The organism is Mesorhizobium sp. LSHC420B00 (assembly GCF_000503055.1).
Classification (GTDB): Bacteria; Pseudomonadota; Alphaproteobacteria; order Rhizobiales; family Rhizobiaceae; genus Mesorhizobium.
The window spans coordinates 178790-201347 of the sequence record NZ_AYVY01000009.1 but is presented as its reverse complement, the minus strand read 5'-3'; the positions used below and the strand labels follow the sequence as shown (position 1 = coordinate 201347).

Sequence of the window (22558 nt, the reverse complement as noted above, 5' to 3'; positions counted from 1 at the left end):
ATCGCCGGCGCCGTATTTCTGTCGTTCAACATCCCGACAAAAATTAGAACTGATGAATTCTATCATAGGCAGCGAGGTTTCGTTTCACGAATGAAAGAAAGATCGATTGACTATCCCGCCTCGCTCCAGTCTTTTGAAAATCAACGTGTGGTTGCCCCCGTGCAAGCCGAGAACGTGGCCAAGCTTCGTGGAGGGAGAGCCAAGCGATGCGTCAGGGGTCGACCCGCTTTGCACTCGACCACACGGCGGTGGCACGAGTTCACGTCAGAGCATTTTCGCGCTTGCCCGCGACGTCGCGGGCGCACATGCCGCCGGCATGCATTTCATGGCGCGAGATCGAGGATCATATGCACCACAACATTCCCAAATCAGAACAAAATGCCAGCGAGTGCCGCATTTCGCTTCCGGATGCGAAAAGGGCTTACCCAAAGTCCGAGATGAACACCGCGGTCCCTTTTGTGCCATCGCATGAGCACGCGCTTACCGGCATCTTCGAAATATCGAAAGTACTCACCGACCCCGCCCGGCTCGAAGTCACGTTGGCCAAGGTCGTCGATCTCCTGCCCTCGTTTGTGCAGATGCGGCACGGCATCATCGCTCTCTTCGACGCTGAGGGCGTACTGGACATCACCGTAGTCACCGGCTGCGACGAGAACAGCGATGAGCGCTCCCGGATGCGCCTGCCGCGCAAGGCAATCGATCTGATTGTGACGACGGACACGCCGCTCGTCGCCGAGAACATAGCGGTGCATTCGGCCTTCACTGCCGCTGACGTAGAGGTGCTTGGGGCCTCCGACACCGTGTCCTTCATCGGCGTTCCCATTCGTATTGATGGGAACGCCGTAGGCACGCTGACTATCGACCGCGCCTTGGACAGCAGGTCAACGTATCGGCTCGATTATGATGTCCGGCTGCTCACCATGATAGCCAACATGGTGGGACAGACAGTCAAGTTGCACCGCTTCTCCGCGGGCGACCGCGAACGACCGACGGAGGTGGAAGATCGGCTGCAAACGCAATTCTCTGATGTCAAGCACCCTGCACCGCAGCGCAAGAAGGTTCACGTCAAGGGCATGATTGGCGATAGTCCGGCGCTAAGCGCGCTGCTCGAGAAGATCGCAGTGGTAGCTAAGGCAAAGACCACGGTTCTGTTGCGAGGCGAATCCGGTACCGGGAAGGAGCTGGTCGCCAAGGCAATTCACGAGTTGTCGCCGCGCGCCAAGCGGCCCTTCATCAAACTCAATTGTGCAGCGCTGCCAGAGACAGTCCTGGAATCCGAATTGTTCGGTCATGAGAAGGGTGCCTTCACAAGCGCGTTCAATTCCCGCAAGGGTCGCTTTGAGCTCGCCGACAAGGGGACGTTGTTTCTGGATGAGATCGGCGAGATCTCGGCCTCCTTCCAGGCAAAGCTACTGCGCGTGCTGCAGGAGCAGGAGTTTGAGCGCGTCGGCAGCAACCAGACCATCAAGGTCGACGTTCGCGTGATTGCCGCCACGAACAGGAACCTTGAAGAGGCGGTTGCAAGGAATGAGTTCCGCGCCGACCTATATTATCGCATCAACGTGGTTCCCTTGCTGGTGCCGGCATTACGCCAAAGGCGCAGCGATATTCCGCTCCTCGCAGCTGAGTTTCTCAAGAATTTCAACGATGAGAACGGCCGTACGCTGACCTTCGATCCGCGTGCGATTGAAGTACTGATGAAATGTGAATTTCCCGGCAACATTCGCGAGCTTGAAAATTGCGTGCACCGGACAGCGATCCTGGCGGAGGGACTATCAATCGGGAGAAACGACTTTGCGTGCTCCCACGACCAATGCTTTGCCGAGGCGCTGCGGAAGAGCAGATCGGGCAAGGCCGCGCTGCAACCAGCGCCAATCCTGCCAGACGCAGTGAATCCGGCCACGCCTCCGGATGCGGCCGCTCGTTCGGCCGCCACCACAGTCCCGCCTGCCGGAGCAACCCACTCATTGGGCGCGAGGACCACCGACGCCGAGCGCGTCATTGCTGCCATGGAAAGATGTGGCTGGGTGCAGGCAAAGGCGGCGCGCCTGCTTGGACTGACCCCGCGCCAGATTGGCTACGTGCTGAGGAAATACGGCATCGAGGTCAAGCGTCTGTGAAAGCATGACTCAGGCGGATTAGCTGAGACCGCTTAGCGGCTTGGCCCGCGCAGGGATGCAGATCCGCGTCCGCGTCAAGTCGATCCGACCGAGGACAGCCTGGCCGAATTCCCGTGGCAGCCGGCGTTGCGACCATCTTGTGAAAGGCGACGCTGCCATCGTCAATCCGTCCGCCATGTTGCTCTCGTTGCGAGCTCATATGGATGCCCCTGTGCGACTGAAACGGAGATAAAATATGTCCGATGCAAAACTGCAAGCTGTGCTTTCGTCTCTTCCGCAAGGGACGCGACAGTTAGATGCTCTGCCGTCCAACGGACCAGCGCCGGACAGAAGTTTTGTCAAGCTGAATACGAATGAGAACCCGTTTCCGTTGCCGCCAATCATAATGCAAAGTGCAGTGGCGGCCCTCCAGCGCCAGTATCTGTATCCGGACGACGATAACATCAGCTTGAGGGAAGCAGCGTCCAATACCTATGGCGTATCCACGGATCAGGTCATCGCAGGCAACGGGTCGTCTGAACTGCTCGGACTCATCTACAGAGCTTTCCTCGCCCCTGGCGACAAGGTGGCGATGATATCGCCAGGGTTTTCGTTCAACCGCAAACTTGCCATGTTGCATGGTGCTGAGTTTCTCGAGGTCGGATGTCAAACTCATTCGCTGCCAATGGAGCAATTGCTTTCCGGTCCGGCAAAAGACGCCAAGTTCATTCTGGTGGCCAATCCAAACAATCCGACCGGAACATTCCTCTCGATAAGCAATATCGAACGCCTCGTGTCACAATCGGATCGCCTGGTCGTCCTTGATGAGGCCTACGTCGACTTTGCACCCGATCACGGGCTGCGCCTCATCAACCGTTATTCGAACCTTCTGATCTTGAGAACATTTTCGAAGAGCTATGCCGCCGCCGGCATTCGCGTCGGTTTCGGTTTTGGTCACCCTGAGATTATTGGCAGGCTGCGCAACATCCAGAACGTCTTCAACATGAACGTGATCGGGCATGCGGTTGGTATCAGCGTGCTTGCGCATCGCGGCGCCTACGCAGAGAACCACAAGCACATCAGACATGAACGACAGCGAGTGACAGCCGCACTGTCGCAACTTGGATTTTCCGTAACGCCCTCCCACGCAAATTTCTTGCTAGCCCGTGTGCCAGCGGGACAGGACGGCTCATGGTGGCAAGCAGCCTTAGAAAGGCAAAAGATACTCGTTGCCTACTTTCCGGACAACGGTTTGGAACATTGCATCCGCGTCAGCATCGGCACAAAAGAGCAATTGGATGCATTTCTTGCTGCCGCTCGCGATATAGTAGGAAGCTTAAACATACCAAGCACCACGGGCAGGGGAGCGTCAGGCTCTGCTCGTTCGGTACGCTGACGCTAATCCGATATCACACATTGCTATGTTTAGACTTGCTTGGTCACCCAAGCACGACAACATTTTTCTTTAAAATCGGGGACAATATCGAGTGACAAACGTCTTTCCTTCAAACCTAGCCTTCGGCATCTTCGATCATCTGGACGAGGACGGCCTCGATATCGCCCGGCAGTACGAAGATCGCCTGATATTAGCAGAGGCGTGCGATCAGCTAGGGTTCTATGCCTATCATCTCGCAGAGCACCACTGTACCCCCCATGGGAGAGGTCCATCGCCGAATCTGTTCTTATCGAGCGTCGCCCAGCGCACCCGGCGCCTGCGTCTCGGACCCTTGGTGATGCTGCTTGCGCTTTATCATCCGCTGCGTGCGTTCGAAGAGATCTGTATGCTGGACCAGTTGAGCGGTGGCAGGCTCGAACTGGGCATAGGGCGCGGTGCTCTCCCGATCGAATTGGGTTACTTCGGGATTGGTGCGGACGCGGTGCCGGGCCGCTATGCGGAAGCCAGCGAAATTCTTGTTGAAATACTTGTTAATGCCATGAAGGTTGGCACGCTGTGCTATCAAGGCCGCCATTTTGAGCTCAATGACGTTCCTTTGACGCTAAGACCTCATCAGCGTCCACATCCGCCGACATGGGTCGCCGCCAATCGACCCGAGTCCGCAGCCTGGGCCGCTGCGAATGGAGCAAATATCGCGTGTGTAGGACCTTCCTCTTCTGTTCGCAAAACTACTGATGCGTTCCGCGCCTATCAAGAGGACAACACTGGCGCGGGCGATCGAGCGCCATTTATTGGATTGCTCCGCATGGTCGTGGTTGGGCGTTGTGACACACATGCCTATTCGCTCGCGGCACCTGCTTACGAACGATGGCTCAAGAGCTTCCAATTCCTTTACGAGCTTAACACTATCCCCACTCCACCCAACCTGCCGCTGACCTTCGATGCGGCAGTCGAGAGTGAATTGTGCGTGGTAGGATCAGCAGCGTCTGTGCGAGAAGCTCTGCTCAGTCAGTTGGAAGAGGCAGGTGCTAACTACCTTCTTTGTCAACTGGCATTTGGGAATCTGCCGCTAGATGCTTCCCTATACACCGCGACGACCATTCAATCCGAAATCATGGCTCGACTTGGCTGACCATGAAATTCGCGGTCTGATCCGAAGGTAAATCGTTGTAACAGCGCTCCCTCACATTGCTCGAGCGTGCACGTGGTGGGGATTGGGAAATCGTGAGGGAGGCCAAACTGACGACGAGCCGGCGGCACACATTACCAGGTTTGTGCGTTGGCCGGCATCTGGGCACGGTGTGAGACTGCACGATCCTAAGGAGATGATGGCCGAGCGCGTCACGATGCCGGCACGCATCTGCTCGTCGCGCTCGCGCTAGTCGTTGCCCATAGCCCGCCGCAAGAGGTTCTTCTCGACCGGGGCGGCGCCGGTGGCGGCTCCCGCATCCAGCTTCATCAGCGGCTCGGCGGTAGCAAAGCCGTCACTCGCTACGGCGCTGTTGAGGGCGCGCTCGCGAGCGGCTTTGCTACGCCGAGCGACACCACCTGGAGCGAGTTCGCCGATGTCGCGGCGTGCACCGCGGTCGGATAACGACGCTGGAGGAAATCGTTCGCAGCCGGTCTTCACGATCGGCGCGAGTGCTTTGCATGAATGCTGCCTGCTTCCTCGTCTGCGGCGGCCTGAGTGTCCGCCGGCACGCCCGAGGTCAATGTCAGTACCACAAGGCCGCCAAGACGTCAGGTCTGGGAGCCGGCTTGTACGGTCGTATCGTGTTCTGGAATATCGTCAAAGGAGGCGTAGTTGAGATTGTAGAGTTTGGAATAGAGGCCCCCCGTGGCTATTAGCTGATCGTGGTTGCCAGCCGCAATAACTTGGCCATTCTGAAGCACGATGATGCGGTCGGCACCCCGGATCGTGGCAAGACGGTGGGCGATCACGAGGCCAGTACGGCCTTCAAGCAGCTTTATCAGAGCCTTCTGAATCTGCATTTCCGTGTAGCTGTCGATCTTGGCGGTAGCTTCGTCGAGCACGAGGATCTTGGCGTCGGCGACGAGGGCGCGGGCGAAACTGATAAGCTGGCGCTGGCCGAGAGATAAGTTGTCGCCGCGTTCGCCAAGTTGGGTCTCATACCCATCGGCGAGGCTCATGATGAAGTCGTGGGCGCCGACCGCCTTGGCCGCCTCGATCACCTTGTCTCGCGTGGCCTCTGTCTTGTGGTATTGAATGTTCTCGAAGACCGTCCCGGTGAACAGGAATGGCTCCTGCAGCACCATGGCGACCTGGCGGCCGAGCGATTCCTGGGTGAGATCGCGCACATCATATCCGCCGACCAGCACTTGGCCCTGCTGAACATCATAGAAGCGGTGGACCAGGGCCATCGCACTCGATTTGCCAGAACCGCTCGGCCCGACCAGTGCGACCGTCTCGCCGGGATTGACCCGGAAGGAAACATTTTTCAGCACCGAACGGTTCGGATTGTAGCCGAAGGTGACGTCCCTGAACTCGACCGAGCCGTCCATTTCGGGCGAAAGCACCTTGGCATTGGGTTTGTCCTGAACATCGATCTTGACGTCGAGCACATCGGCCAGGCGCTTGCCTGAGGCCATGGCGCGCTGCATGACCGAATATTGCAGGGTGAGTGAGCGGATCGGGTCAAAGAAGCGCTGGATGTAAAATAGGTAGGCAACCAATACGCCCACATCTATGCGGCCATTCAGAACCATCGAGCCGCCGACCACAATAACGGCGGCCATGGCGAGGCCGGTGAGGCCATCGACGATAGGCACCATGACCAGTGCATATTTGGCAGCGATCAGGTGGGTCCTGAGGTTGGCATGGGCCTTGTCGTCAAAAAGGATGAAATTCACCTGCTGGCGGTCCATGGACTGGACGGTGCGCACGCCGTGAATGGCTTCGGCCTGCGCGCCGTTGACGACGGAATTAGTCTCGTGTGCAGCCATGAAGGCGGCGCGGGCACGCGGCAGCCAGACAATGCGGACGATCACCAGGACCGGCAGAACCGAGAGCGTCAGGAGGCCGAGGCGGAAGTCGAGCCACAGCATTAGGAAAACGATGCCGAAGAGAAGCGCAACATCGCCTATGGAATATACCGAGGTTTCGAGGAATTCCTGTATGGAGTTGACGTCGCCTTGCAGGCGCGACATGAGGCGTCCGACCTCGGTCTTGTCCATGAAGGAGAGCGAGACCTTCTGCAGATGGCCAAACATGGCGCGGCGGATGTCGAACAGGACAGTTTCGGCCACTTTCCCAACCACGGTTTCCTGCATGTAGCCGGCAGCGAAATTGACCAAAATCGCCAAAACGAACGCGCCGACGGCCGCAAGCTGGGCTGAGCGATCGTTCCTTGCCGGGTTCATGCCCGGGTCGATCGCGTAGCTGATGATCAACGGGATGAGAAGCTGCGTCCCGGTGAAGATCAGCATTGCTGCAATCGTGATGACTACCCTGGCCCGATAGGGACGGACGAAGGCCCAGATGCGCCGGAGGATGCTCTTGTCGAAAGCCCGGCCGAACATCTCCTCCTCGATGCGGTGCGAGCCGACAACCGCGCGCGGAGGGCGTCTGCCGTCGTCACGGTCGGCTTCGAGTTCGCCGGCGCGGCCCTGGGCCATCAGCGGGCGTCCCCATACTGGGTCATAATGTCATCACCCGGGCGCGTCTGGAGATCGTAAAGGGCCCTGTAGCGTCCCCGCTTCGCCAAAAGCTCTTGATGCGTGCCGCGTTCTACGATTTCGCCGTTATCGACAAAAAGGATCTGATCGGCATGCATAAGCGCACTCAGCCGGTGCGCGATGATGATCGTCACCCGATCCTTGGCGAAGCGCCGCATCGCCGCGCGGATGCGCTGCTCGGTGCCGGCATCGGTCGCGGCCGTTGAGTCGTCGAAAACGACGACGGAGGGGCGCAGCATCATGGTGCGAGCAATCGTGAGACGCTGGCGCTGGCCGCCAGAGAGAGAGACGCCGCGTTCGCCCACGACCGTCTCGTAGCCTGCTGGGAGCCCGAGGATGTAGTTGTGGAGCTGGGCGAATTCGCCAGCGCGTTCTATTCGCTGTCTCTTCGCCCAGGGATCGCCATAAGCGATGTTGTTCTCGATCGTGGTGGTGAATAGGAATGCATCCTGCTGTACGACGGCGACCGCCTTGCGAAGCGTCGCGAGGGTGACATTACGTATGTCCTGGCCGTCCAGCGTGATGGCGCCACCGGTCACGTCGTAAAAGCGGGGGACCAGATGAGCCATCGTCGATTTGCCCGAACCCGGCGGACCGACGATCGCGATCGTCTCGCCTCTACGGGCCTCAAAGCTGAGGTTCTTCAAAATGGCGCGGTTTTCGGCGCTGGGGTACGCAAATGAGACATTGTGGAAGCGCAGAGTGCCGTCGCTTATCTCGAGCGGTCTGGCCTCGAGAGCATCCCTGATTGTGATCTCCTGGTCGAGGAGACCGAAAAGCCGCGAACCGCAGCTAGAAGCGCGGGCAAAGGCATTGACCATGAGGCCGATCTGGCGGACTGGCATTTGGAGGATTGTCATGAAGGTCAGGAAGGTCGCCACCGTTCCGACGCTGATCTCGCCAGCGACGAGCCTGCTGCCACCGATCCAGAGCACCAATCCCATTGCGAAAAAGAAGGACAAGGTCATCGCCGACGTGCTGGGCACGTAGATGTCAACTCGGTCGTGGGCGAGGTCGAGCGCGTTCTTGGAAGCGCCGTCGAACTTCAGCATCTCATAGGCTTGAGACGCAAAAGCGCGGACCACGCGGATGCCTGCGAGATTTTCCTCCATCACGCGGCTTAGTACCGAAAGCCGCTCATGCAGGTCGAGCCAGGTGGCGCGCAGCCTAAGCTGTGTGGCCGATGAGCGCCAGGCGACAAAAGGCACGAAGCTCAGCGCGACCAGGCCGAGCATGGGATCGGTCGAGATCATCATGTAGGCGCCGATCCCGATCAGCATGGTGAGCAGGAGCACGCGAACGAGCGCGGTGGAAAAATACATCCGCACGCCTTGGAGATCGAGCATTCCGATGGTGATCAGATCGCCTGAATGGACCCGGTCGTGAAAGGAAAAGCTGAGACGCTGGATCTTGTCGTAGTAGGCGAGCCGCAGTTCGTACGCGACATGATGCCCGACTGCTTCGGCAAAATAGTTCTGCGCCATCGTGAAAAGGCCGCGTAGCGCGCTGACGGCGAGCAGCAGGAGAGCCGGGGTCCAGAGCGCTTGTCCTGCCGCGGTCCCCGCGACACCGCCCCCAATGGCTGTCTGGGTCTGGTCGACAGCCCGGCCGAGAAGCTGGGGAATGAGCAACTGGAGGATTGCCGCCATGATCGTCGAGCCCATAGCGAAGGCGACCTGCCAGGGATGCCGCAAATTCATACGCGTGATGCGCAACAGCGTACTCAAATCCCGGCCCCAGCGCGCCGCTTCCACATGGGTCAACGAATTCAGAGCGTTCGTTGCGCTGCCGATAGCATCACTGCTCACGGGTGTATTCCCGACTGCATTTTGCGCCTTCGAGGCAAGCCGAAGGACCAATCATCAAAGGGGCCCGCCATTGTTAATCCTGTCCACCACCTGCAGCAGTGCCCGTTCCTATAAGCCGAGCCGCGGTTTCACTTACTGGCATGTCGATCACCGTGATTCCGCTTGCCGCAAGGAAACGCGCTTCGTTTCTGGTCAGCGTTTCCGCGTCCATTACCGCGCAATGTGGACCTCGGGAGCGCTTCATGATCTGCCTGGCGTAGGTGCGCAGCATCTGACCGTTGAAGCGGCAGCCAACGAAGAAAAATCCACGGGTGATGCGCCGTTCCTTCACCACGTCTGGGATCGGTGTCTGGATATCGATTTCGGTCAGGACTTCGACATAGTCGGAATCTGCGACGAGAAAGTTTTGCGCCGGCCTAATACTCCCGTGAGGTGTATAGAGAACCGTCTTTGCCCCCGATCGGGGGTCGAGTTCCCTCCCGGACAGATCGTAGGTTTTCGTCCAAATGTCCCGGATTTCGTTCGCCCGCGTGACGCCTTGTATCTCGACGACGTCCGTTCGGCCGGTCTCTACGAGAGCCGTGCGCATCGCGCTGTCGTACCAGCTGTCGACGATGAGGGAGAGCGGCAGCCTTGCGAGCCAGGCGTGGAGGACGGTCGGCGCCACCGGTGCTGCGAATATGTCGGTCATCCAAGCTTGAAGCGTCCGGCGATGCCGGCGCTGTTCGATGAACTGCGCAACCGACCACATATTGGTGCGGATCTTGGAAGGGGCTGGCGCCCGCGCATTGAGTGCCGCGGCAACGACCTCCGGCGTATGCGGCACAGGCGGTTCCGCACAGTTGAACCCAAGAAGACCCGGACCGAGATAGGGGATCACCTCATCGGCGGCGAGCGCTTGCTTCGCCAGGTCAAGCAGCTTTTCGGCAAAACTGTCCCGCACGATGACGAGGTGGCCCGATGTCGGGATCGTGTTCATGCTGGTTTCCTCGCGACGCCCCTTATCAATGGGCAGCATCAGTCATCTTCGGAAATCTTCCTTGCCTCGACGGTGATCGGCAGACGCGTATCCCGCGGAAGATCGGGTAGGAGGAGCCGCCACCCGTTCCTGAGCGTCACAGTCCCGCCCCACAACTCTTCCTTCTCAAGCTTGATGATCGGCTCTTCGAGGTCCTTCTTGGGGACGTACGCCGATAAGCCAGCCTCGGTCCTGCGGATCATGACTTTCATCTGGCCGTCCCTTCATTGGTATTGCTTTCAGCACTGCCGGGATCCTCGGCTTTGTCGAGGCTCATCAGTTCACGCGCTCGCATGCCGACGACCGTGCCACGGTCGATCCATTCGACCGCATAGATGAAGAACTGCTGGAGAAAGGTGCCAATGTCGCGCACATATCCCTCGTCGCCCTTCCGCACGAGATTTTCGCCGATCTCCCTGCCAGGATAGGTACCGTCATTCTTTATGTGCCGAATGGCACGAACCCGCTCTCCCGGCATGAATCGTGGAGGCCTGCGGATTTCGACCTCCTCTTCGCGTCCGAGCCACATGTCGGTTCCCTGGTTTCTCTTGAAGCTGCAGGTTGGGAACAAGGCGCTCCAGGCGTGCTTTGGAGGCAGCCCCGACCATCTCGGCATCCCAATTGTCGGTCACGCAGGAACGCAGGTCTTCGGCACCGGACATACCGAGGCACATTGCTGCGTATCGAAGGCTCCCTCGCATTCGGTGCACTTTTGCGTGTCGACCACATAGCTCTCGCCTTTGAACTTGATCGCGCCGGAGGGACATTCGAATTCGCAGGCGCCGCATTGGGTGCATTGGGATGCGATGATCTTGAAAGCCATTTTAACTCCTGGTCCGAATGGATGAGACAGCTCAGGCCGTCGCCGCGAGTGCGGGGGTCCTAGACGCGGCGGCGTAAATCGCGCTGATTGCGGTCTCGATATAGTCATGGGCATATGCGTCGGTGGCTTGGATTCCAGCGTCGGCGAGCTGATCCTGCGGGCAGTTTCCGATCTTGGCGCACAGCACGATATCTATGCCTTCAAGCGCTGCGATGACGCCATCGAGAGCGGCTTCTCCGCCCCAGCCGCCGAGGCAATACTGTTCCACCTTGCGATGCCCGACAAAGCTGATCCCCCTCGACGAGGCTTGATAAACCTGGAATTCCTTCGCGTGGCCGAAATGTTCATTGACGCGGCCGCCGCCCTTACTCGCCACCGCGAAGAGAAGGGGCTTGCCGGGGCCCGCTGCCTTAACCATTCCGATCGCTTGGCTCCTGGCCGTCACGTGATCACGGCGCTCCTGCACGACCAACTCCCGATAGGCCTTGCGCTTGCTGGCATCGTAGGTGACCGCGCCGGGAATCCGGTCGGCCGTGAATTCCTGGCCACGATCCTCGCCAAGCAGGCCGACGGCATCTGCCCGGCACTGCCGGCAGTGGCGCATCAACTGGGCGCCGCCTTCGAGACGATCCTGAAGAGCCTTCATCTCCATTGCGTTTGGGCCGCGCTGCCCGCTCAGTCCGTAGTGCGTGCCGTGCGCCGGGTCCGAAATCAGCGGCATGACGTTGTGCAGGAACGCGCCTCGCTCCTTGACCCATCTATTCACCTCAATCAGATGCTCATCATTCACGCCGGGGATCATCACCGAATTGATTTTGGTGAGGATGCCGCGCGCACTCAGCATCTCCAGGCCCAACATCTGCCGCTCGTGCAGGATCCGGGCGGCTTCGATGCCGACGTAGCGGCGATGGTCGTAAAAGATCCAAGGATAGATCTTTGCACCGACCTCAGGGTCGACCATGTTGATGGTGATCGTCACGTGATCGACATTCATGTCGGCAAGCTCATCGACATGGTCCGGCAGCGCGAGCCCATTCGTGGAGATGCAAGACTTGATGTCTGGGATTTCCCTGGCGACTCGTTCGAACGTTGCCTTCGTCTTCTTCCAGTCGTAACAGGCATCGCCCGGTCCGGCGATGCCGAGCACGGAAAGCTGCGGCACCTCGTTGGCGACCGCAATCACCCTGCGTAGCGCCTGGTCGGGCGTCAGCTTTTCGGAGACCACCCCAGGCCGGCTTTCGTTGGCGCAGTCATATTTGCGATTGCAGTAGTTGCACTGGATATTGCAGCCGGGCGCGACCGCGACGTGTATGCGCGCGAAATAGTGGTGCGCCTCTTCTGAAAAGCAGGGGTGATCCTTGATCTTCTCCCAGATAGCCGGATCCGTGTCGTTCGGCTTTGTCGACGAGCCGCAGGACGAAGACGCGCAGCCACCAGCTTTCACGGTGGCAAGCAACTGGTCACCGAATGTCGTGCTGAGGCTCTCAAGCGAAATTGCCGGTGCGGACATCGAACGGCTCCGTTGCTGGGTGAATGTCGCAGTTCAAACCGCAAGAGCTATGCCAGCTCAAAGAGCGGTTTTGGTTCACGAATTGTGCTTTCGTGTCGGATTCCGTCGGATTGCTCCGACACACCTTTGTCGGGCTTCCGACAGTGGACAAGCAAATCGGGTCGCGAAGGTTACCAGCCTTGGGTGCGCAGAGTGTGAGGGAGACTACTCCGGGCTTACGTTTCACCAGCGGATGCCTAGAATTTCTTCACCTCGATACCATGCCGGCGCAGGGCGTAGCCGACTTGCCGCGGCGTGAGGCCGAGGATACGAGCCGCCCTGGCCTGAACCCAACCGGCCTTGTCCATCGCGTCGATCAGCCGGTCGCGTTCCGTCAGACGCGGGGGACAAGCGGGATCGTTCGGATCGCCGGCCGTAAGGGGAGATACCTTGCCCGCCGAGGCACCGATGCGACTGGCCGGCAGCTGCAATCCGACCGGCACTGCGTTGACCCGTGCGAGATCGTCGATGGCATTGCCGCCATTCGAGCGGTCGACTCCCTTCCAGAGGAGCCAGGAAAGGCACTGGCTCTTCTTACAGGCGAAATCGGATGGAGTGATCGTCCTTGAACGCGCAAGTGTGGCCGTCCTTTGGACGCAGTTCTCCAGTTCGCGGACGTTACCAGGGAAGTAGCATTGCGAGATCAGGTCAAGCGCCGACGGCGCGAAGGCGAGTGCGCGATCGTTCTCCTTGTTGAATCGGTCGAGGAAGGCGTTCGCAAGGCGTGGAATATCGCCGGGTCGCTCTCTGAGCGGAGGCAGGATGATCGGCACCACATTGATGCGGTAATAAAGGTCGGCCCGGAACTCCCCTTTTATGACGGCCGTCTCGAGGTCCTTGTTGGTGGCGCATATGAGGCGGACGTCGACCTGTAGCGTTTTGGTGCCGCCGACTCGCTCCAACTCGCCTTCCTGCAAGACACGCAACAGCTTGGCTTGAAAGGCCGGCGAAATCTCGCCGATTTCATCAAGTAGCAGCGTTCCCTCATTTGCCAATTCAAAACGACCGGCGCGCTGGGAGATAGCACCCGTGAAAGCGCCCTTTTCATGCCCAAACAGTTCTGACTCCAGAACGCTTTCAGACAGTGCGGCGCAGTTCAATTTGACGAAAGACTTCTTTCTCCGACGTGAGAGCTTATGGATGGCCCGCGCAAAGAATTCCTTGCCGGTGCCGCTTTCACCCCGCAGAAGCACGGTGGAATTAGTCCCTGCTACGACCGAGACGGTTTCGAGCACCTGCTTGAGTGCGGGGCTTTCCCCGACGATCCCGTCGATTTTGACGTCCGCCTGCCGGGCAGGGTGGCAGATCCTCCCCTCGTTGGGCGATTTCTCCGGTCTCCATTGCTCATGGACAGACCCCTGACGATCTGTACTCAGGATACGTGGAGACGGATGATCCGGCCGACAAGGTTGGCGACCATCGTCAGGAAGTATGTGTCCTCGTCATTGCGAAAGTCGGTGGCGCCGTCTCCGGCCCGGTCGATCGACAATGTCCCAAGTATCTTATGATCAGCCTTTAGCGGGATACCGATAAAGGCAATTGGGATGGTGCTGACCTTGCCCCTCTGATCTAATCCGGTTTGAAGTTCGTTCTGGCCCATCGAGAGGACCAGGACATGAAACGCAGCCGCTTCTCTGAAGAGCAGATCATCGGAATTTTGAAGGAACACGAGGCCGGGGTATCGGTTGCCGATCTGTGCCGCAAGCACGGGGTCAGCGACGCCTCGATCTACAACTGGAAGGCCCGCTTCGGCGGGATGGATATCTCCGAGGCTCGGCGACTGAAGGCGCTGGAGGACGAGAACACGCGGCTAAAGCGGCTTCTGGCCGACGCCATGCTCGACAATGCCGCGTTGAAGGATCTTGTGGGAAAGAAATGGTGACGCCCGCGGCCAAGCGGAAAGCTGTCGCTCGCCTGAAGGAAGGCTTCGGGATGAGCGAACGGCGGGCGTNGACGCCCGCGGCCAAGCGGAAAGCTGTCGCTCGCCTGAAGGAAGGCTTCGGGATGAGCGAACGGCGGGCGTATAAAGCCATCGGCTGTTGCCGCATGACGGTTCGCTACGAGACCAGCAGGCCGGACGACCGCGAGGTTCGCGAGCGGATGAAGGCAATCGCGCAGGAACGTCGTCGGTTCGGCTACCGGCGTCTTCTCGTGATGCTGAGGCGGGAGGGCCTGATCGTGAACCACAAGAAGCTGTTCCGGCTTTATCGGGAGGAGAAGCTCGCCGTTCGTCGCCGTGGCGNCTGAGGCCCGACGAGCGCTGGTCGCTCGACTTCGTATCGGACCAGCTCACCGACGGGCGCCGCTTCCGCATCCTGGCCGTCGTCGACGACTGCACGAGAGAGTGCCTGGCACTCATCGTTGATACATCTCTCTCGGGCATGCGGGTTGCCCGCGAATTGGACCGGCTCATCACCGAGCGCGGCCGGCCGAGAATGATCGTCAGCGACAATGGCAGCGAGTTCACCTCGAACGCCATCCTCGCCTGGGCGGATCAGAACCGCGTCGAATGGCATTACATTGCGCCCGGCAAGCCGATGCAGAATGGCTTCATCGAGAGCTTCAACGGCCGACTGCGCGATGAACTGCTCAACGAGACACTGTTTACCTCGCTGGCTCAGGCACGCGTAGCCATCGCCCTGTGGCACGCCGACTACANCCCGCCCAGCAGGGCACAACCCACGCCGGAAACGAACTCAAAACTGGATAGAAACTGGGGGCAACGTCAGGCCCACTCCAATTTATGGGCCACAATCTCAGGCTGACGCTGCATGTCCTGCAGCGCTCGACTTATGACGGCGGCACAGAAAATGCCGTGGTGTCAAAGATTGTTGGAAGTCGCACCGATATGCTGAAAATCGCCGCCGCCATTCTCAGTGCTTGCAACTCCCGGTCAACGCCAGCGGACAGAGCGGTGGAAAACTTCATGGAGTTCCTTGAAGGGCCCACTGGGCGCCACTGAACCGGCACCCAGACGGAACTGCTAAGCCCGCCGCCTCACGGTGGCGGGCTTTTTCCTTGCGTGTTCCTGTCGCTTTTGTCACTCCCCGCCTGCAGCAGCGTATTTTTTCGCCACTAAATCTCCGTCCTTAAGCTTCTTAACGGTAGTGGTAACATACCCGCTCTTTAGATCCGGCTTTGATCCATCATAGTGGACAGACCAAAGGTCATATATCCTTTTTCCAGAACGCCAAAATTTGTTGCAGTCCCTGTAGATTTTTGGATCACCCTTTGGCTTATTCTTGGCGCACATCTCATTACCACTTACGCTCCAAGTGCCCTTAAAAGTTGCCGTTACCTTAGGTTTGCCAAAGATTCCCTTGGTTGTGCCGTCAGATGCATAGTAAATGCTAGAGACGTCATAAATACCGGTCTTGCCTGAATATATCGCCTTGACCTCGGCTGCGGTTAATTCGACCGCGTCCTTCGGCAGCTTGCCGGCCCATGCGGACGCACACACAAAACTAGTCAAAGCGCCGCCTAACAGAAAAATTGCAAATGCACGCATAAAGACCTCCCTCTCTTTGCCCAAGCAATGACTAATTTAGCATTTCCTCAGAGGAGAATCGAGGCAGGAAATCGCCGACGTGAGGCACTTGCGCTGGCACACCCCGCTGCGCTGCGGCGCCTGCGGGTCGGGCATGTCGGTCAAGGACAGGATGGGTCGCCTGACGCGCATCATGTGCACGCGCGCCAAGGAATCGCGCTCATGCACCAATGTCAGGCCCTATGCGCTCGATCATATCGAAGCGACGGTCATCGACGGGTTGCGCGCCAGGTTGAACGACAAGGCGCTGATCGACCACTATGTCGCCGCCTACAATGACGAGCATCAAAAGCTCTATTCGGGGCAGGGCGCCTCGCGAAAAGGCCGCCCAGCGGCTCGACGCCGCCAGGCGCGAATACGACCGCGTGCTGAACGCCTATGTCAAAGGCATGATTTCGGAAGCCGAAGCCGAGCAGCGCTTGCCAGTGCTACGCGAGGAGCGCCAGCACCTCGAGGCCGAGCTCGCCGTGCTGCCGCAGCCGCCGAAGGTCGTGACGCTGAAGCCGGCGCTTGTCGCCCGCTACATCCGCGATCTGGAAGCGCTCGCCGCCGCGATCGGAGAGAATGGCTTCGTCTCTGAAGAAGCCAAGAAGATCGTCCGCGACGTCGTGTCGACCGTGACAGTCTACCCGCCGAAGGCAGGCGAGCAGCCATCGATCCTGATTGATGGATACCTGTCAAACATGGTCGACCAAGGCCTTGGCCACCTCGTCTCCGTTCGGGGGGAGCGATGGTAGCGGGAGAGCGCTACCGCCTTTCCCCAGACCCTATAATTTACCAGTTCAGGCTTCGTTGCTGCGGTTGAGTAGAGCCGTCTGCTGGGAATTAAATTCGGGGGTCAGCAGTCTAATCTCTTCGGTCGTGCCAGATATCTTAAACGAATCAAAATCCAGCGCTTTGGTCCGGTGTTGAAAGGCAGCTTCGCGCCTGATTTCGGTCATAGAGATCAGCTTCGCCGCGTCCTGAAAGCAGACATCGCAAGCGAGGACTCCGGAGGTCGCGGTTGTCGCGCAGATCGTGGCCGTTACCGCGCCGCCGATTTTCTGGAGTGATAAGCCGCGCCCGACGCGGCGAATTCGTAACCCTACTCGGCGGCCGTCTCCGATGGCGCCTCTGCCGGCCCCGAAGGCTCGGCCTCGGCACGGGGCTTGCGCCGTGAAAACAGCGACCTGAGCGTGACGTAGAACACCGGCGTCAGGAACAGGCCGACGAAGGTGACGCCGAGCATGCCGGAGAACACCGCGGTGCCCAGCGACTGGCGCATTTCTGCGCCCGGGCCCGTTGCGATCATCAGCGGCACGACGCCGAGGATGAACGAGAAAGCGGTCATCAGGATCGGCCGCAGCCTGAGCCGGCAGGCTTCGACGGCAGCCTCGGCGGCCGACAGGCCGCGTTCCTGCGCCTGGCGCGCGAATTCGACGATCAGGATCGCGTTCTTGGCGGCAAGCCCTATCAGCACGATGAGGCCGATCTGCACGAGGATGTTGTTGTCCAGCCCTCGGAAAGACACGCCGAGCAACGCCGCGAGCACGCCGAGCGGCACCACCAGCACAATGGCGAACGGCAGCACCCAGCTTTCATATTGCGCCGCCAGCGCCAGGAACACGAACAGCACCGACAGTCCGAAGATATAGACAGCGGCATTGCCGGTGTTGCGCTCCTGATAGGCGAGCTCGGTCCATTCATAGGAGGTACCGGCCGGCAGCGTCTTTGCCGTGATCCCTTCCATCAATGCCAGCGCGTCGCCCGTGGAAACGCCGGGCGCGGCGTTGCCCTGCAGCGGCACCGAGACGTACATGTTGTAGCGCTGGACCAGCGCCGGGCCGGTGACGTCGCGGATCTCGATCAACGTGCCGAGCGGAACCAGCGCGCCGGTCGCCGAGCGCACCTTCAGTTTCAAGATGTCGGCGCGATCGAGGCGGAACGCCTGGTCGGCCTGCGCCCGCACCTGGTAGACGCGCCCGAAAGCGTTGAAGTCGTTGACGTAGGCGGTGCCCAAATTGATCGACAGCGTCTCGAAGATGTTGGGGATCGGCACGTTCAGGATGCGCGCCTTGTCGCGATCGATCGCCAGGAAGAATTGCGGGCTCGACGCGGAGAACGTGGTGAACACGCCCGTCAGCCCCGGCGTCTTGGTGGCCATGCCGGCGATTTCGTTGGCAAGCGCCAGGATCTGCCGCATGTCGGCGCTGTTGCGCTCCTGGATCTGCAGCTTGAAGCCGCCGGCATTGCCGACGCCGCGGATCGGCGGCGGCGGCAGTGCGATAATGAAGGCTTCCTTGATGCTTTGCAGGCTGCCGAACAGATTGCCGATGACCTGGGTCGCCGACTGGCCGGCTTTCAGTCGCTCGTCAAACGGCTTGAACCTGGCGAAGATCACGCCCGCGTTGCTGGCGTTGGTGAAGGTCGCGCCGGAGAAGCCGGCGAAGGCGACTGCGTAGTCGACGCCTGGCGTTTTCTGGATGATCTGCGACGCCTGCTGGATGACCGCATCGGTCCTCGACAGCGAGGCGCCGTCCGGCAACTGGACGACGACGATCGCATAGCCCTGGTCGAGCGACGGAATGAAACCGCGCGGCACCGCCTGCACCATGTAGACCGTGGCGAAGATGAGGGCCGCGAAAACGGCCAGCATGGCGGCGATCGTTATCCACGACCCGACCAGCACGCGGATGATGCTCGAATACCAGTGGGCGACGCTGTCGAAGCCGCGATTGAAGCCGTCGGCGAGCGCCCGTCCGAACCGCGCCAAGAAAAAGCGCGGCGGCGCCGCCGCGGCGTGATGCGGCTTGAACAGCAGTGCGGCCAGCGCCGGCGAAAGCGTCAGCGAATTGAATGCCGAGATCGCCGTCGACACCGCGATGGTGATCGCAAACTGCAGGTAGAACTGCCCAGAAATGCCGGGGATGAAGGCTGTCGGTACGAACACGGCTATCAGCACCAGCGAGATCGCGATGACCGCCGTTCCGACTTCGTCCATGGTCAGGTGCGACGCCGGATTGGGCGCCAGCCCTCTGGCGATATTGCGCTCGACGTTCTCGACCACGACGATCGCATCGTCGACGACGATGCCAATCGCCAGAACGAGGCCGAACAGCGTCAGCATATTGAGCGAGAAGCCGGCGGCGTAAAGCACCGCCAGCGTGCCGATCAGCGACACGGGGATCGCCACGATCGGCACGATCGCCATGCGCCACGATTGCAGGAAGACGATGATGACGATGATGACCAGCAGCATCGCCTCGAGGATTGTCTTGTATACCTCCTGGATCGACTCGGCGACGAACTCGGTCGGATTGTAGACGATGTCGTAGCTCAACCCCTTCGGGAAGTCGCGGGAAAGCTCCTTCATCTTGTCCTGGATCTCCGCGGCTGCGGCGAGCGCATTGGTGCTCGGCCGCTGGAAGATGGCGAGCGCCACGGCCGGTTTGCCGTTGAGATAGGAGTTGGTGACGTAATCCTTGGCGCCGAGCTCGATGCGCGCCACGTCCTGCAGCGAGATCAGACGGCCGTCGTCGGTCGATTTGACGATCACGTATCGGAAGTCGCGTGCGTCGTTGAAGCGGCCTTGCGTGGTGACCGTGTACTGGAACGCCGTGCCGGTGCTGGTCGGCGGCGCGCCGATCGAGCCACCCGACACCTGGACGTTCTGGTCGCGCAGCGCCTGCACCACATCGCCCGAGGTCATCCCCAGGGCGGACAGTTTTTCCGGATCGAGCCAGATGCGCAGCGAATATTCGCGTTCGCCGAAGATGATGAGGTCGCCGACGCCGTCGAGTCTGAGCAGTATGTCGCGCACCCGCGAGCGGGCGTAGTTCGAGACGTAGAGCTGGTCGTAGGTATTGTCGGGCGACAGCATGTGCACGACCATCATCAGGTCGGGCGAGGTCTTGGTGGTGGTGATGCCGAGGCGGCGGACTTCTTCGGGCAGGCGCGGCTCGGCGACCGACACGCGGTTCTGCACCAGCACCTGCGCCTGGTCGAGATCGGTGCCCAGCTTGAAGGTGATGGTCAGCGCCATCGCCCCGTCGCCCGATGAATAGGACGACATGTAGAGCATGCCCTCGACGCCGTTGATCTCCTGCTCGATCGGCGTTGCCACCGTCGCTGCGACCGTCTCGGCGTCGGCGCCCGGATACTGCGCGCGAACGACGATGGTCGGCGGCGCGATCTCGGGATATTGCGCGACCGGGAGCTGGGTATAAGCAATCCCGCCGAGGATCAGCAGGACGATCGAAACGACCGATGCGAAGATCGGACGGTCGACGAAGAAATGTGCGAACCTCATTGCTGCAACTCGGCGGTCTCGGCCTTGGGCGGCAACGTCACCATCTCGACCTTCACCTTGGTGCCGGGCCTGGCGTGCATCAGCCCGTTGACGATGATCGTCTCGTCGCCGGTCAGGCCCGCGCGGATCACCCGGTAGCCGTCGAGAAGCGGGCCGGTGCGCACAGGCTTGGCCGACACCATCCCGGCCTCATCCACCAGGAACACGATGCGGCGATCCTGATCGGCGCCGATCGCCTTGTCGGGCACCAGCACGCCGCTATGCGGCAGCGACCCCGGCACGTTGATGCGCCCAAACATGCCTGGCTGGAGAATGCCGTCGGCGTTGGGAAAACTTGCACGCACCCGCATGGTGCCGGTCGCGTTGTCGATCCGGTTCTCGGCAAAATCGAGCTTGCCTTTGAGTACCGCCTCCGCGCGGTCGGCAACGCGAACCACCACCTCGAGCCCGCCGGCGCCTTCCTGCATGCTGCCGCCACGCTCCTTCGCGTCGCGGGCGTAGCTGAAATACAGGCGCTCATCGACGTCGAAATAGAAGTCGATCGGATCGCGCGTAACGATGGTCGTCAGCAAGGTGGAATCCGGCTGCACGAGGTTGCCGACCGACACCAGCCGGCGGTCGATGCGGCCGGACAAGGGCGCCTTGATCTCGGTGAATTCCATGTTCAGGCTGGCCGTCGTCAGCGCAGCCGTCGCGCCCTGCATCTGCGCCTGCGCCGAAAGGTATTCCCGCCGGCGGTCGTCGACCGTCGCGGTTGAGATATTGCCGGTCTTGGCGAGTTCGTCGGCGCGATCCAGCTGCATCTTGGAGAATTCGAGCAGACTCTTGGCGACGTCCACTTGCGATTTGGCGGCATCATAAGCCGCCTGGTACGGACGCTGGTCGATGGTGAAGAGCAGGTCGCCCTTGTTGACCAGTGCGCCGTCCTGGAAGCTGACCTTGTCCAGATAGCCGCTGACGCGCGAACGGATGGCGACCTGGTCGACGGCTTCGAAGCGCCCGACGAACTCGTCGTCCTCGACGATTTCACGGACCACCGGCTTGGCCGCCGTCACCACGGGAAGCTGCTGGTCCTGCGCAAACGCAGTGCTGCTGAAAGCCATGCCGAGCAGGAATGCCGTCGACATGGCGGCGCGGGCAAGCCAGCCGGCCGATCGACGGGGTCGCCCGCCCGCGTCGCGATGCAATTGCCCATTCTCTGGGGTGTCCATTTGCGTCCTCGCTCGCTGGACCGGAGGTCGGTTGATCCGCTTCTACGCTCACGCTTCTCGTCGAGATCAGAGCACTGCAGTGTTGTGCATGGCAACATGATCATTTTCCATGTGGGCTGAAATGTCCACCCTGTGGCTGCCCCGCCACCGGGCTAAAGTCAGTCGCGAATTAAGGGATTCAGGATTCCTTTGATGGACGGCTTATGATTCATATTGGTCGAAGGAGACCGATATGGGCATTACCACGCCGGCCGGATTCTAATGGACTGCAACACTTCGGCATCGAGCAGTGCGTTGACATATCCCTCCCGCTGCAGCCGTTGTTCCGTCTCGCTCGTTGAAGACGATACATCGACACAAAGAACCAGTTCGAGATCCACCGAGGAAACCTGCTCCGCCGTGGCCGACAGCGACGTTGTCAGCTCACCGCCACAGCGAATAGCACGCCTCGTGCCCGTTCGGGTTTTCTCCGACCAGCGAAGCGTGGAATGAAGGACATCATCTCGGCGCGTCCATCCGGTTGGTCAACGGGAGGATGCTGCGGTGGCAATTGCACTCGGCGTCAGCCGCGAAACCGCGCGCACCCAGCTCGGCGACGGAAATGAAAAACCCGCCAAGGGGCGGGTCTAAATTACGTTTATGGTAGCGAGAGCCCGTTTTGCTGCTTCCCCCCCGAATGTTCCAATACCATTCGGCTGCCAGGACTCGGTCAGGAAGTAAGACCTCCATGCGCCTTCAGAATCCTGGCTTCTTGCAGCAGCGATGCACGATCGGTGCCAACCATGTCGATCAGGTCTCGAGCAAATCAGTTATGTGCGCGGCCGTCTCAACATCGTGCCGATGCGGAGGCGGACATGAGCGTGGCCCTACTGATGCCGCGCGAGCCGGTCCATGGGTGCGTTTGCTTCGGCCAACCTAGCCAGCGCTTGCTCGACTTTTTGAGCCGAGGCGTCTGTGCGCTGGATATGCCTCACCATTTCCCGCCTCAGCTGCGCGAGCCTTGCTGCGCGAAATACGTCGCCGTATCTCGCAGTTTCAAGGTGGAGGGTCGCGAGCCTCATGGGCGACGATTCCAATTATCTCGCAGTAGAATTCGCGGAGCCGACTTTCGTTCCGATGTCCG

The 22558-nt window shown here is 60.1% G+C and carries 16 protein-coding genes and 2 pseudogenes; 5 read left to right on the top strand and 13 right to left on the bottom strand.

The window, feature by feature from the left end:
- Positions 1–437: 437 nt before the first annotated feature.
- The 3 genes from nifA (X760_RS55070) (at position 438) to X760_RS74775 (ending at position 4627) form a co-directional block, all read left to right on the top strand.
- Positions 438–2120, top strand: coding sequence for a nif-specific transcriptional activator NifA (gene nifA, locus X760_RS55070; RefSeq protein ID WP_051409676.1), 1683 nt, complete (start codon positions 438–440; stop codon positions 2118–2120).
- A gap of 235 nt (positions 2121–2355) precedes the next feature.
- Positions 2356–3495, top strand: coding sequence for a histidinol-phosphate transaminase (gene hisC, locus X760_RS55065; RefSeq protein WP_023719303.1), 1140 nt, complete (start codon positions 2356–2358; stop codon positions 3493–3495).
- Positions 3496–3586: 91 nt separating this feature from the next.
- Positions 3587–4627, top strand: a complete 1041-nt coding sequence (locus X760_RS74775; RefSeq protein WP_023719302.1) for an LLM class flavin-dependent oxidoreductase — start codon at positions 3587–3589, stop codon at positions 4625–4627.
- Positions 4628–4873: 246 nt separating this feature from the next.
- On the opposite strand, the gene X760_RS55060 is transcribed toward X760_RS74775, so the two are convergent.
- The 9 genes and pseudogenes from X760_RS55060 to nifA (X760_RS55020) all read right to left on the bottom strand — a co-directional run.
- Positions 4874–5125, bottom strand: a complete 252-nt coding sequence (locus X760_RS55060; protein WP_023719301.1) for a hypothetical protein — start codon at positions 5123–5125, stop codon at positions 4874–4876.
- Between the two features lie 110 nt (positions 5126–5235).
- Positions 5236–7131 (bottom strand): ABC transporter ATP-binding protein, encoded by a 1896-nt coding sequence (locus X760_RS55055; protein WP_023719300.1) that lies wholly within the window; start codon positions 7129–7131, stop codon positions 5236–5238.
- Positions 7131–8999 carry an ABC transporter ATP-binding protein gene (locus X760_RS55050; RefSeq protein ID WP_023719299.1) on the bottom strand — a complete coding sequence of 623 codons (1869 nt, stop codon included), beginning with the start codon at positions 8997–8999 and terminating at the stop codon, positions 7131–7133. Before X760_RS55050 ends, X760_RS55055 begins: the two co-directional genes overlap by 1 nt.
- A 73-nt stretch (positions 9000–9072) precedes the next feature.
- The gene (locus X760_RS55045) at positions 9073–9978 is read right to left on the bottom strand and encodes an SIR2 family protein (RefSeq protein WP_023719298.1); all 906 of its coding nucleotides are present in this window, start codon (positions 9976–9978) and stop codon (positions 9073–9075) included.
- Between the two features lie 38 nt (positions 9979–10016).
- Positions 10017–10229: a putative nitrogen fixation protein NifT gene (nifT, locus tag X760_RS55040; RefSeq protein ID WP_023719297.1), complete on the bottom strand. Its 213-nt coding sequence runs from the start codon at positions 10227–10229 to the stop codon at positions 10017–10019.
- A complete protein-coding gene (locus X760_RS55035) occupies positions 10226–10546 on the bottom strand; it encodes a nitrogen fixation protein NifZ (RefSeq protein ID WP_023719296.1) in 321 nt (106 codons plus the stop codon). Before X760_RS55035 ends, nifT begins: the two co-directional genes overlap by 4 nt.
- A 99-nt stretch (positions 10547–10645) precedes the next feature.
- Complete coding sequence (locus X760_RS55030) at positions 10646–10840, bottom strand: 4Fe-4S binding protein (RefSeq protein WP_023719295.1); 195 nt, start codon at positions 10838–10840, stop codon at positions 10646–10648.
- Between the two features lie 31 nt (positions 10841–10871).
- Entirely contained in the window at positions 10872–12350 is a 1479-nt protein-coding gene (gene nifB, locus X760_RS55025) for a nitrogenase cofactor biosynthesis protein NifB (protein ID WP_023719294.1), read from the bottom strand.
- 236 nt (positions 12351–12586) lie between these two features.
- Positions 12587–13938, bottom strand: a pseudogene (gene nifA, locus X760_RS55020) (nif-specific transcriptional activator NifA); the annotation flags it as partial.
- A 66-nt stretch (positions 13939–14004) separates the two neighbouring features.
- Between nifA (X760_RS55020) and X760_RS74770 the strand changes: the two are divergent.
- Positions 14005–15046, top strand: a pseudogene (locus tag X760_RS74770) (IS3 family transposase); the annotation flags it as partial.
- Positions 15047–15429: 383 nt separating this feature from the next.
- On the opposite strand, the gene X760_RS73720 reads toward X760_RS74770, so the two are convergent.
- Complete coding sequence (locus X760_RS73720; protein ID WP_156948081.1) at positions 15430–15897, bottom strand: DUF995 domain-containing protein; 468 nt, start codon at positions 15895–15897, stop codon at positions 15430–15432.
- Between the two features lie 314 nt (positions 15898–16211).
- Here X760_RS73720 and X760_RS77970 point away from each other — a divergent pair, with 314 nt between their 5' ends.
- On the top strand, positions 16212–16673 hold the full coding sequence (locus X760_RS77970; protein ID WP_023719289.1) for a hypothetical protein: 462 nt from the start codon (positions 16212–16214) through the stop codon (positions 16671–16673).
- 45 nt (positions 16674–16718) lie between these two features.
- Here X760_RS77970 and X760_RS76375 read toward each other — a convergent pair whose 3' ends face one another.
- The 3 genes from X760_RS76375 to X760_RS54990 all read right to left on the bottom strand — a co-directional run bounded on the left by X760_RS76375 (position 16719) and on the right by X760_RS54990 (position 21351).
- The gene (locus X760_RS76375; RefSeq protein WP_023719288.1) at positions 16719–16877 is read right to left on the bottom strand and encodes a hypothetical protein; all 159 of its coding nucleotides are present in this window, start codon (positions 16875–16877) and stop codon (positions 16719–16721) included.
- A gap of 143 nt (positions 16878–17020) precedes the next feature.
- Positions 17021–20224, bottom strand: coding sequence for a multidrug efflux RND transporter permease subunit (locus X760_RS54995; RefSeq protein WP_023719287.1), 3204 nt, complete (start codon positions 20222–20224; stop codon positions 17021–17023).
- Positions 20221–21351, bottom strand: coding sequence for a MexE family multidrug efflux RND transporter periplasmic adaptor subunit (locus X760_RS54990; protein ID WP_023719286.1), 1131 nt, complete (start codon positions 21349–21351; stop codon positions 20221–20223). Before X760_RS54990 ends, X760_RS54995 begins: the two co-directional genes overlap by 4 nt.
- Positions 21352–22558: the final 1207 nt, after the last annotated feature.